The organism is Bacteroidota bacterium, assembly GCA_016718825.1.
Lineage (GTDB): Bacteria > Bacteroidota > Bacteroidia > J057 > JADKCL01 > JADKCL01.
The window spans coordinates 63,185-75,325 of sequence record JADKCL010000035.1 but is presented as its reverse complement, the minus strand read 5'-3'; the positions used below and the strand labels follow the sequence as shown (position 1 = coordinate 75,325).

9 protein-coding genes and 1 pseudogene are annotated in these 12,141 nt (G+C 52.8%); 5 read left to right on the top strand and 5 right to left on the bottom strand.

Annotated elements, in window-relative coordinates; translation table 11 throughout:
• Window positions 1-118 precede the first annotated feature (118 nt).
• The gene (locus tag IPN95_25200) at window positions 119-2,503 is read right to left on the bottom strand and encodes a CAP domain-containing protein (protein ID MBK9452666.1); all 2,385 of its coding nucleotides are present in this window, start codon (window positions 2,501-2,503) and stop codon (window positions 119-121) included.
• Between the two features lie 31 nt (window positions 2,504-2,534).
• Between IPN95_25200 and IPN95_25195 the strand changes: the two genes are divergently transcribed.
• From IPN95_25195 to IPN95_25180, 4 genes are all read left to right on the top strand, one after another.
• Complete coding sequence (locus IPN95_25195) at window positions 2,535-3,779, top strand: geranylgeranyl reductase family protein (protein ID MBK9452665.1); 1,245 nt, start codon at window positions 2,535-2,537, stop codon at window positions 3,777-3,779.
• Window positions 3,776-4,456 (top strand): DUF1684 domain-containing protein, encoded by a 681-nt coding sequence (locus tag IPN95_25190; GenBank protein MBK9452664.1) that lies wholly within the window; start codon window positions 3,776-3,778, stop codon window positions 4,454-4,456. The genes IPN95_25195 and IPN95_25190 overlap by 4 nt, the downstream gene beginning before the upstream one ends.
• Before the next feature lie 27 nt (window positions 4,457-4,483).
• Window positions 4,484-4,729, top strand: coding sequence for a hypothetical protein (locus IPN95_25185; GenBank protein MBK9452663.1), 246 nt, complete (start codon window positions 4,484-4,486; stop codon window positions 4,727-4,729).
• Between the two features lie 367 nt (window positions 4,730-5,096).
• A complete protein-coding gene (locus tag IPN95_25180) occupies window positions 5,097-6,146 on the top strand; it encodes an AI-2E family transporter (GenBank protein MBK9452662.1) in 1,050 nt (349 codons plus the stop codon).
• Between the two features lie 291 nt (window positions 6,147-6,437).
• On the opposite strand, the gene hemN is transcribed toward IPN95_25180, so the two are convergent.
• On the bottom strand, window positions 6,438-7,799 hold the full coding sequence (gene hemN, locus IPN95_25175) for an oxygen-independent coproporphyrinogen III oxidase (protein ID MBK9452661.1): 1,362 nt from the start codon (window positions 7,797-7,799) through the stop codon (window positions 6,438-6,440).
• Between the two features lie 110 nt (window positions 7,800-7,909).
• Between hemN and IPN95_25170 the strand changes: the two genes are divergently transcribed.
• On the top strand, window positions 7,910-8,056 hold the full coding sequence (locus tag IPN95_25170) for a hypothetical protein (protein MBK9452660.1): 147 nt from the start codon (window positions 7,910-7,912) through the stop codon (window positions 8,054-8,056).
• On the opposite strand, the gene IPN95_25165 is transcribed toward IPN95_25170, so the two are convergent.
• The 3 genes and pseudogenes from IPN95_25165 to hemJ form a co-directional block, all read right to left on the bottom strand.
• Window positions 8,049-9,335 (bottom strand): peptidoglycan-binding protein, encoded by a 1,287-nt coding sequence (locus IPN95_25165; protein MBK9452659.1) that lies wholly within the window; start codon window positions 9,333-9,335, stop codon window positions 8,049-8,051. The genes IPN95_25170 and IPN95_25165 overlap by 8 nt on opposite strands.
• A gap of 143 nt (window positions 9,336-9,478) precedes the next feature.
• Window positions 9,479-11,431, bottom strand: coding sequence for a tetratricopeptide repeat protein (locus tag IPN95_25160; GenBank protein ID MBK9452658.1), 1,953 nt, complete (start codon window positions 11,429-11,431; stop codon window positions 9,479-9,481).
• 83 nt (window positions 11,432-11,514) lie between these two features.
• Window positions 11,515-12,141, bottom strand: a pseudogene (gene hemJ, locus IPN95_25155) (protoporphyrinogen oxidase HemJ).

Sequence of the window (12,141 nt, the reverse complement as noted above, 5' to 3'; positions counted from 1 at the left end):
CAACACAAAGTGCAATTCTCCAAATTACCTTCGCTGATCTAAAGATTCGGCTCCAATGCAACACCAAACCTGCTTCTGGAAATTCTGTAAATTCCGTAAATTCTGATTCAGATTCTGCTCACTGACAATACAACCCCTTCAACCGCTCCCACCGCAGCAACTGCCAATCCCGATCCACCAACGCCCTCCACCTTTCCGGATTCATCGCATGGGCCTTCTCCATCCATCCCAGCCATTCGTCCTCACTTACCATTTCCCGCGTATAGGCTGCCGACCAAGCGTAGAGGAAGACCAAGTCCTCCGTGTACAATCCCGGTTTCATGAAGGGGCGAATCAACGTCACCGTGGCGTCCACTGCACGGCAACGGTTGAAATACATGCCCAAATGATAGGCCTTCTCAGCGTTGAGACTGTCTGCTGCATACCGCGATTGCACTTCCTTCAGCAGTTTGCGGTCCAATTCGCCTTGTTGGCTTTGGTACCATGCGAGCCCGGTATAATAATTGAGCTCCATTTTGCGCGTCAATTCCTCGGGAACTTTGCGCTTTTTCAGGTCTTGAATCTTGCGCAATAACCAAGTCGGAAACGGCACGCACAACAGCGGACGGTTTGCAGCGATGCTCATGGCCAAGAGCAAGCGCGCCTGAAACCAGGGATACGTCTTGGAAATCGCGGCAATGCGGTCGCTTGTATCGTCTTGGAAGCCTTTTCCCAACCGTTCTTTGAGGCAATATTGGTTGTGAATCATCGGCAGACAGCCTTCGACGCGGGGAAAATAGAACCCTAATATTGTGTCTGCCGAATAAGTCCCGTTGTCCATTCTGCGCCACATTTCGCTTTGTACGGCGTGGGCGGCAGCATAATTGTTGGCGGTCAGCGCATTCCGAAGGCTGTCACTTAACTTGCTGTTGTTGATGCTATTGTCCAATTCGAAGCGAAGGTCAATCTCCACACTTGCGTAGCGGTGCTTGGACAAAATCGGTTCGAGCGCAGCAAGCAGCACCTTGTCCTTCGTCAGGGTATCCCGAATCTGCTCATTGCTGCGCTTCAACAGCTTCGCCCATTTGGTGCCCTTGATGTCCTTGCGGAAGTCAGGCCAATTTTCGGCCGCGCTGCTTGTCATGCGTACCGTCTGTTTTTGCAATTGCTGAATTCGGTCAAGGATGCTTTTGGCCCTGCGATTGTACAGGTCCTGATTGATTTCCAAAGTGCCTTCCACGCTCGCATATCCCCGGATGCGCACGCTCACAATCTCCGCGCCGGGTTGCCGTAGGCTGTCGAGCAAGGGAATTAGACTCAGCGAATCGGGTTTAGCCAAGCCTTTTTGAAACGGAACCTTGAACGTCAACTGCTTCCTTCGCCATTGTTGTTGCAGTCCAAAAGGAATCGTGTCAGGCGCAAATTCGTAGTCAAAAGGGCCGAGATGTTGCTGCAAAATGCTGAATGGAATTCCATATTTGCAGTAGCGCCCCTTCTTGGTGATCACCGTATTGATCTGAAAACTATCCGGATCCATCACTTGCAAGCTGTGCGTGTTCACCAAGAGGGATTTATCTTTCTTTTTCGTGGGCCGATTGTGCCGCAGCGCCATAAATCCCCAGCCATGCGGGCGGCGCAAATAGCCGTCGTGATAAGGCGAACCATGCAATTGATTGGGGCCGTCGCAAGGGAATTGGGCACGGTACACAATATCGGGCGCCACCTTGCCATTCGGTTTTTTGAGCAAGTCCTTGGGCATCGTGTAAAGGCGGTGGAAGAATGCCAATTTTGTCTTTGTGGCATTGTCCTTTTTCGGAGGTTCCGTCCCCCATCCGTAGGTGAAATCGACCTGCAATCCCGGATGTTTGTCGCAGGATTTGCAGATTTTATCCTCTTTGGGCCGAATTCCGAAGGCATGGCGGTTGAGTTTGACCTTTGCCGGCGGCACCCAGACTGCCGTGGCAAACACTTGACAGACGGTCAGGCGCATGGTTTTCTTCTGGAAATAAACCCCAATGCCGACGAAACGATGATCCGGATTCGCCAGATTCGCAGCGAGCGCCTTGTCAAACATTGTATGATCCGCAGCGTGGGCTCCCCATTCCGAAGCCGTGAGTTTGGGCGTCGGATGGATGAACATCACGTTCTCTGCCAAGCCGTTGTGCGTCCCGCGGGACAATGCTACGCGGTTGGTTACCGAATTCGTGCTGCGTTTTCCCAGTTGGTCGTGCATCAAAGAATCCTGATTTGTGCACCATTCGGCCTGCATCAAAGCTGCCTTGTCAAGCGCCGCATCCCGTTGAAAACGAGGGAGGTGCAAGCTGTCCCGGACTTCGTTGAGCTTGTTGAAGACCGCCGTTCCCAAGTCCATTTTCCCCTGTGCCTGAACCGAATGCGCAGCACCGAACCCTGCAAGCAAGCAGGCGACGGCATACAACAAACGGCGGACGTGGCGCAGGATATCCATGTAAAATCCCAAAATGCAGGCCGAAAATAGGGAATTTTGTTGCAATGTTGGTGCCATTCCCCAATCCCGCCCTAACTTCGCGGCTCGGATGGGAGAGACCCTACATACACGGATTTTGATTCTTGGCGCAGGGCCCGGCGGGGCTTCGGCAGCTTTGTTTTTGGCCAAAAAGGGCATCGAATGCCTCCTCGTGGACAAGGCGAGCTTCCCCCGTGACAAAATCTGCGGCGATGCCTTGAGTGGAAAGGTCGTCGAGGTCTTCAAAAAGCTTGATCCCGCCATCGTCGAACGGCTTGCCGTCGATGCGCAGGCCTTGGGTTCATGGGGCGTAACCTTCGTGGCGCCCAACCGCAAGGGCCTGCGCGTTCCGTTCAAAAAGGAATTCGACAAGGACAAAGACAAAAGCCCCGGATTCATCTCCAAACGGATGGATTTTGACAATTTCCTCGTCTCCGAATGCCGCAAAAGCCCCCTCATCCGCATTGTGGAGGGCCTGGGCCTCACGGAATTCGAAAGGAAAGACGGCAAATGGCGCTGTAAATCGGAGGATGGTCGCACTGTCGAAGCCGAAATGGTCATTGCCGCCGATGGCGCCCATTCGCGGTTTGCCAAGTTGGTCGGCAAGATTGACATGGAACCGGAGCACCATTGCGCTGGTTTGCGCGCTTATTACAAAGGTGTCAAGGGCCTCGATGCCGACAATTTCATCGAATTGCACTTTATCAAGGACTTTCTTCCGGGTTATTTCTGGATTTTTCCCCTGCCGAATGGTTACGCGAATGTCGGCGTAGGCATGCGCAGCGACAAGGTGAGTGCCAAAAAGGTCAATCTCAAAAAGGAAATGGCCGACCTCATTGCCAACGACCCCGTGATGAAGGAGCGCTTTGCCGATGCCGAATTGGTGGGAGGGATCAAAGGATTTGGCCTGCCCCTGGGGAGCAAAAAGCGCAAGATTTCGGGGGAAGGTTTTGTGTTGGTCGGGGATGCGGCCTCCTTGATCGACCCCTTTACGGGCGAAGGAATCGGCAATGCGCTGTATTCGGGCCTGTTTGCAGCCGACCAAGCCGAACGTTGCCTTGCGGCCAATGACTATTCGGAGGAGCAAATGAAGGCCTACGATGTCGCCGTTTATGCCCGATTGTGGGAGGAACTCAAACTCGGCCACCGGATGCAGCGGTTGGTGAATTATCCTTGGCTGTTTAACCTCGTGGTCAACAAGGCGCAGAAGAATAAAACCCTTCGCGAGACGATTTCTTGCATGTTTGACGATCTTGACCTCCGCGAACGCCTCAAAAATCCGTTGTTTTACTTCAAATTGTTGTTTTCGAAATGAGCGAAGCAGAAATTCAAGAAACCCAATCGGGTGGTGGCGGGCTGAATGGCCGTCGCAATAGCACATTTATTGTCGGTGGCGTGGCCGTGGTGCTGTTGATTGCGCTGCTGTTTCAATGGGTATTGAGCGAGGATACCTATTTGGTGGATGAGGCGAAGTGGCGGACAGAACGCAACGAAATGTTCAAAAACAGCCCCGAATCCCCGATTCCGGATAGCCTGCGTGCGCAATTCGATAGCTTGAGTTGGTTCCCCGTGAGCCGCAGCTTCCGCGTGACAGCCGACTTTGAGGCCAATCCGAAATTCGAGCGCATCCAAATGCCACGTTCGCAAAGCACCCCCGAGACCTATATCATCGCCGGATGGTTGCGCTTCAAAATCGGCAATGTCGAATGCAAACTCACTGCCTATCAGCCCAATCCCAAGGACAGCAAGACGCTGTTTGTGCCCTTCCGCGACATGACAAGCGGGCAAGGCACCTACGGTGGCGGCCGCTACATCGACACAAGACGGGCAGACGACAAGGTTCCGTTGGACTTCAACCGCGCCTACAATCCCTATTGCGTCTACAATTACGCCTACGCTTGCCCTGTGCCGCCCGAGGAAAACCGCCTTCCGGTCACGATCGACGCTGGCGAAAAGGATTTCCATTGGCCTGAAGCAACAAAGGCCCAATAACTTGCGTTATCCCTAAAAGCTCAGGCCATGGAATTGCAAGAAAGAAATTACCGCAGCAAATTGGTTCGCCGCCGCAGCACCAAAGACCGCCGCGAATACGGCGACGATGCCACCGCAGGCCCCAACCGTCCCATGACCGACCGCGAGCGCTTTTCCATCACCAAAAACGTCCCTCGCCAGCAAATTGACGTCGGCTATCAAATCAAACGATGGCTCCCCATCGCCTTGATCGCGGCTGTCGCCTATTGGCTCCTGACAACTTTTGTATTCTGAGCGCGTGGCCTCCGGCCACAGCGCTATCGACCGTACGCCTCCGGCGGAGGTGGCATTAAACTCACCTTCCGCACAAATTTTGGTACCACCAAGCCTTCCTCGCGTAAGTCATTTTCAAGCCCCGCGCAATCAGCAGTTCCCCCATGACGGAAATCATAGAAACCCTATTTGCGTATCCCTCCCTTTGAAAACGCGGATCGAGACCATTTTCACCGCCAAGTCCACTACATTCTTGCACCCCAAAACAGCCTGATAAAAATCCGCTTCTCGGAAATCTTGGCCAAGTTCACTTATTTTTGAAACAACGCTACCCCGCACATTCCGATTGGACGGGGTAAGCATTCGTGGTTTGTAAATCAGAATGAGGATGAAGGACTTTCCTGGATACGCGAAATTTGCGTTGTTGACCATTTCCATTGCGATGGTGATTGCGGCGATGCGCTATGCAGACCTGCTGCTTGTGCCGATGGTATGGGCACTTTTATTGACCTTGATGGTCTTGCCCATCGCAAAGTGGTTGGAGCGGCGCATCAAGTTCCGCGCTTTGACGGCCATTCTCACCATTTCGATCTTTGTGATCATTGTCGGTGGGGTCTTTTTTTTATTTTCAACCCAAGCCTTGCGACTGCGGGGAGACGGGCCCTTGATTGAAAAAAAGTTGAGCGAATCGATGAATGACCTGCGGGAGTTTGTCGACAGCAATCTCGGGGTGCCTTTTGAGCAGCAACCTGAAGTCCTCAAGGACAGGCTTTCTTCCGCTTCGGAGTCGGTTTTTCAGAAGGTGGGAAACACGGTCCAAAGTACGCTGACGGGCTTAGGGCTGATGGTGATCGTGCCGATTTATATGTTCTTTTTCATCACTTACCGGGACCGCTTCTCAAGATTTGTGGTGATGCTCGTCGAAAGAAGGAAGCAGATACAGGCCTTGGACATCCTCTCGAAGGCTTCGACCGTGGTGCAGAAGTATCTTGTGGGTGTAGGCATCGAAGTTTTGATCGTATTTGTCCTTGCGGCAACCCTCTTCTTTTCCCTCGGCATTCGGCACGCCTTGTTTTTTGCAGTGATGGTGGCCGTCTTGAACATCATTCCCTATTTGGGGGTATTGATCGGATCTTCCATTTCGGTGGTGTATGCCTTTTTGACCACCGATAGCCTGCTCTACCCAATTTTGGTCTTTGTATTGTTGTGGGTGATTCAGATCATCGACAACAATTTTATTGCGCCCTACGTCATCGGTCAGCAAATTCGCCTCAATCCCTTGGCGGTGATCGTGGCCGTCTTCGTAGGCGGCTTGATTTGGGGCGTATCGGGCATGATTGTGTTTATTCCACTGCTCGGCATATTGAAAGTCGTCCTCGACGAATCGGAATCCTTAAAACCGTGGGGCTTCCTATTAGGTGATCGCAGCAGCAAGTGAGGCCCTAACGAAATACAGAGACAAGTTGCGTTTCAGGATTGCGGATTTCAGGAGGTGAAATGCCGCTCAAAAGGGTTTGGTTTGCGGTGAATTGGCGTTTTAGGTAGATCCTTCACTCCGCTATGGACATGGTTGGAGGAAACAGCCGCGTATTTCCGGGATTCCATTTGGGAATTTCTACTGCTGTTTTCCTTTGATTTTTCGCGTGAGGAAAATCTTCGTCAGGCATGCGGCGGAGCCCAGCTTCCCGGGACACGCGCCGCCGCCTCAATTTGACGGGACCGCCTCTGCTTAGACCGTCGCACTAAAAATCACCTTCTCCAAGGTCTTCCCAGCCAGCCTTGCATCAAAGACCATACAGACATTCCGAACAAACGGACGCCCGGCCTCGGTGATGACGATTCCATGGTCGATCAGGCGAACCAAGCCGTCCGCAATCATGCCGTCCAAAGCAGCAACGGCGGTAGCGATGAAGGGATGCCACAATTCCTGCGACTCCCAGGTCGTGGTATGTCGGCACATCAGGTTCAGAATATGTTGCCGAAGGATCAGGTCCTCCGCCGTATGCACATGCCCTTTGAAAATGGGCAAATGTCCTTCATTGATCGCCGCGAGGTAGTCTTCGACCTTCTTCTCATTTTGCAGAAATCCCGTCCAAGCATCGCCAATCGCGCTTACGCCGAGGCCCACGCTCAGGCGCGTATGTGCCGGCGTGTAACCCATAAAATTGCGGTGCATTGTCCCCGCTTCGGAGGCTTTCCAAAGCGCCTCGGTCGGCAAGGAAAAGTGGTCCATGCCAATCTCCAGATAGCCTTCTTTCTCCAAAAAGTCACGTCCCAATTCGTAGAGTGCCCGTTTTTCGTCGCCAGTCGGGAGATCGAGTTCGGTGAATTTCCGTTGCCCAGGTTTGATCCAAGGCACGTGGGCGTAGCTGTACAAAGCAATGCGGTCCGGACGAAGGATGGCCACTTTGTCAAGGATTCCTTGCACGCTGCTGAGCTTTTGCAGTGGCAATCCGTAGATCAGGTCGTAGTTGATGGAGGTATAGCCGATGTTGCGGGCCGCCTCCGTGATAAATTGCACTTGCTCGAAGGTTTGGATGCGGTTCACCACCTCTTGTACCTGCGGATCAAAGTCCTGAATGCCAAAGCTCACGCGACGGAATCCCAATTCGAAGAGGGCCTGCAAATGCGCCGGCGTCGTATTGTTGGGATGTCCTTCCAAGCTGTAGTCGGGATGGGCAACGGGTTCGGAAGTGTCGAGAATGCCTTTGACGAGCCGATGCAAATTCGCCGGACTGAAAAAGGTCGGGGTTCCGCCGCCGAGGTGCAGCTCCTGAATCCTGGGCTTTTCGGCGAATGCGTCCAAGTACATTTGCCATTCCTTGAGTACCGCCGCGATGTAGACGGATTCGACGGCATGGTTTACCGTGATGCGGGTATTGCAGCCGCAGTATGTGCAAAGGCTTTCGCAGTAGGGGAGGTGGATGTAAAGGCTGATGCCCTCGTCAGCATTGCTGATGTCGAAGGATTCCCGCACCAAATCGAGCCATTGCGCCTCCGTTGGCGGTTTTTCATCCCAATAGGGAACAGTCGGATAACTCGTGTAACGAGGACCTTGGGTATTGTATTTTTGGACGAGTGACGTCTTCATGTTTCACGCTTTGAACGGCGTGAAGTTCCGCCGATGGGCGGGGTGCAATGGTGAGATCGAACAGGTTAAAAACTGACTTTTGTCATGTTTTGATTGTTCGCCGGAGGCAAATGTTCGGTCCGCGCGTGGCCGGAGGCCACCGCGTCCTTCACGGCACGGATGCCACCCGCGTCCTTCACGGTACGGAAGCCGTTGCGACCTTCACGGAACGGAAACCATTGCGTTTTTCAACGATGATCGTCCGAATCTTTACTTAATCGGATTCGCCACCACCCACTTGGCCCAGTCGGATTGCAGGAATTGCCTTGCCTTCGGGAGGTCGGTAAACATCAAGGCGCCGAGCCTTCCAGGTACGAGTTTCCCTTCGGCATTGGGAATTGAAAGCTTGTCCTTGCTGCTTTCGTCCATCCGCAGTTTATAGTGCTTGAGCATCTGCGCACGCGTTTTTTCCCGGGTTTTACCCAGCCGCACGGCCTCTGCGTCGCGGAAACTGTCGGGGTACAACAGGTAAAAAATATGCACGCCACCACGGGAAACCGTTGCATCCTTGCCCGCCTGCTTCCCAAAAACCCGCGCCGAATAGTTGTCCACCGTATGCCCCGCGCTCAAGTGGGCATAAACCGACGAATCCTTACCCAATTCTGCTGCCAACGTAGCCGCAAAACTGCTGCTGCCATCTTGCTTGTCAGCATCTTCGATGTACCAGATTCCCTGTGGCTCCGTTTTGTCGGTTTCACGACCGGCATGACAGGCAAACAGATTTGCATGGACATCCGCAGTGAGAGCCGGCCGGATTCCGCCAAAGAAGGTCTGCATCTTCTTGAGTTCTGCAGGTGAGTCGATCCGCAGATTGTATTTTCCGCTTCCTAGCAAGTTAAGGCCATAGGGTTGTCCATGTGCAAAGAGTGAAAGCACCTTGATACGGGTAAACACAGGCGGCACCGGGGTGCTTACATTCACCGAGCGCAGATGCTCCTTGTTCAGCGTGATATGGATCTGGTTCACCACAGCGGTGATTTGATCCAGATTTTTGACGGCAATCGGCACGCCCATGACGATGTTGCCAGTGCTGTCGACCCCGACCGCCGAGAAAAACTTGGCATAAGCCGTGGCCGCACGCGGAAATTCTGCGTTGTTGTTGTCTTTGGACGGCTTCCCGGTCTTGTCATAATCGAGGTAAATGGCCACCGTGATGCCATTGGGGAAGGCCTGCTTGATCTTGGCAAACATCGCGGGCGTAAGGCGCGCGGGCTGCGTGGTGTCGGCAGGCGGTTTTTTGAAGGCGATCAACGCTTTCCAGGTTTTTCCTCCCGGATCGATACGCCCGTCCGGAGCGGCAATTCCGACCTTTTCGGTTTGGAATTTTTTGATGGCTGCCTTGGTTCCATTGCCGCAAATGCCGTCTGCATTGGATTTGCCGTCGGTATTCAATGCGGGGATAAAGCCGGCGAGAATGAGCAATTGCTGGACGAGAATGACATCCGCTTTGATGTTTTTGCCGCCTTCGCCTACACTTTCGGTGATTTTATCTTCCATGATTTACGGGTAATTTTTCGTTGGATTTCAGTTGATGGGGAAAAAAGGCTCCCTCATGCTTCCAATTTACAGGATTTATGAATTCGAGCGTCAGTTTTTGGAGAATGCATTTGATTCCGGCATTCTCAACCTCGAAGCCGCAATTACATCCCCAAAACCGCCTTCAGTTGCAGGTACTGTGGATTTTGAGGATCTCGCTGCAAGAGCATGGCTGTGAAGCGTTTGGCGTCTGCTGGACGGCCTGTATTGAGGAAAAGCGAAGCAAGGTTGGCCATCGCGATTTCCGAATCGGGATCGAGGGCGAGCGCGCGTTGGAAGTCTTTTTCGGCAGCAGGAAAATCATTCTTGAGCACACTGGCAAATCCGCGGTTGTTGAGGATGCTCGGATCTTTGGAGTAGGCACCCACCAATTCGTTGAGCAGCACCAAGGCTTCGTCGACCTGTTTGTTGTTGAGCATGGCGGATGCGAGCTTGTTCTTGAATTTCAGGTGGCCCGGCGCCAGTTGATTGGCTCTTTGAAACCACTGAATGGCTTCGGGAAGCCGCTGCGACTGCTGCCAGGCTTCGCCGATGCGGTAGGCGGTCCAGGCATCGCCGACGGTCGCAGGGGCATTGGATTGTGCAAGTTTCGTCAATGCAGCGAAGTCGTTTTGTAAATACCGCAGGCGAACAAGTGGCACCAGCAATTTGGATTCGCTATCCACCTTGAGCGCCTTGGCCATCATGGCATTCGCGCTGTCGAGCAACCAAGCCTTGGAGGTAAATTGCTCGAATTGCGTCAAATAGCCCTCGGCCATCAACTTTGTACTCGGGTTGGATTGCGTCCGGCAGGCAAGCCTGAAAAATTCCTTTTGCTTCAGAATTTCCTCGGGTGTCAATGCTTTTTTTGCGTCCGGCTTGCGAATGAAGTGGTCTGTGATGCGCACGTGCGGGATGTCGCTGCTTCCCGAGGTGGGCATATGGCAGGAAACGCAATTGTCCTGATTGGCAAGGCGCAATTCCGGTTTTGCTGTGCAGGCTCCGGCCAATTTCGGGGTGCTTTCTTCCGGTGAATGGCAGCTTTGGCAAACGGTTTTGTAATGTTCCGTCCCCAACGTCTTGATGCTCAGATGCGGATCATGGCAGGTGATGCAGGTCATCGGCATCGCAAACTTGGGATTGTTTTGCGTTTGCAGGAAGCAGGCGCTCATCCGCAAACGGTCGGGATGGGAGGCCATGATAAAATTGCTCAGGCTGTCTTCGTACCGCGGAATAAAAATGTTGATGTATTCGCTGAGGACCATGCCCGGCCGGAAATCCTGAAAGGTTTTGCCCTCGGCAGGAACGGCTGTGCCTTGCAAATGACAGCGTTGGCAAATGTCAAACTGCCGGTCAATGGGCAACTTCCCCGGATTCACGATCGAGTAGTCGATGCCGTCGATGAGATGAAGCTGACTTCCCGATTTCTTTTCCGCCAAGTGCGCCGAACCCGGTCCATGGCAACGTTCGCAGTCGATGCCGTCCGGGATTTTGACAAACCGGTTGTCGGATCCAGCTTCAAATTCGGGCATGGCATTGTGGCAAGTCATGCATTCGAGTTCAATCGACCGTGCAAACCGCGAATTGTGCCCATTCTCAAAGCCAGGTGGCAGATCCCATTTGCCATCCTGTGCATACCAAGTGAGGGGAGCTTGATAGACATAGCCATTCTCCTCGATCATGTGGGAATTGGTATGCTGACCCGAACCCACGATGTAGGCAATCTTTTCCGTGCGTTGATGGACCGTGTCCTTGCCCGATAGCCGGAATTCCTTGATATACAGGTCCTCGCCGCGGTGAAAGGGGATGTAGTAAAGGTTGGAGAACTTGTCAAACACCGGCTTTACATTCTCAAACTTGGCAACGCTGTTTGCCAGCGTAGCAGGTTTGAAGGAACGCCCCATTTCGCTGTGTACAAACGTCTCGAATTTCTCCGCGTGGCAGGCCTTACATTCCTGCTTACCAACGTATTGCGCGTCAGGCGCATGGTTGAGATAGACTTTTTCGGGACTGGTGTCAGTTGCCGTTTCGATTGTCGGTGCATTGCTGCAAGCAGCAAAGGTCAGAAGTATCAACAACCGCAAAGGACGCAAAGAGCGCAAAGTTGTGGGATTCTTTTGAAAGAAGGCCACGAAGGCACGAAGACACAAAGAAGGTTGAGTTACACTTGGTGCCTTGGTGTCTTGGTGGCCAAAAAATCTTCGTGTCTTCGTGCCTTTGTGGCCAAAATACAGATCAAACAGCTTCACGAACCCTTCCTTTCCCGGGAAGCTTTGTACAGCCTTGCCGCGATGAACAACAAGATTCCCAAAGCCACCAATCCGCCGAACACCAACAAGAAATCCGTCATGTTTTTGAAGACCGCCAATGTGATGATTCCAAACAACAAAATCGTCGGGGCTTCATTCAACAACCTGAAATGGAAGGGCTTGAGTGTACATTTGCCGTCCTTGAGGTCGTTCATCAATTCGCCACAATACAAGTGGTAAATCATCAGCAGCAAGACCATGCCGAGTTTGATGTAGAGCCACACATCCAGAATTGCGGGATTCAAGATGATCATCAACGCGCCGAATATGACCGTCAAGACCATTCCCGGCCAAGTGATGATGTAGTACAACCGCCGCTCCATCAGCGCATATTGTTCTTGCAAAGCCTCCCTGACCGGACTCGTTTTGGTTTCCGCCTCTTTGTGATAGACAAACAACCTGACGAGGTAAAACAAGCCCGCAAACCATGTGACCATGAAGATGAGGTGCAATGCCTTGAAGAGGAGGATGGTGGACAT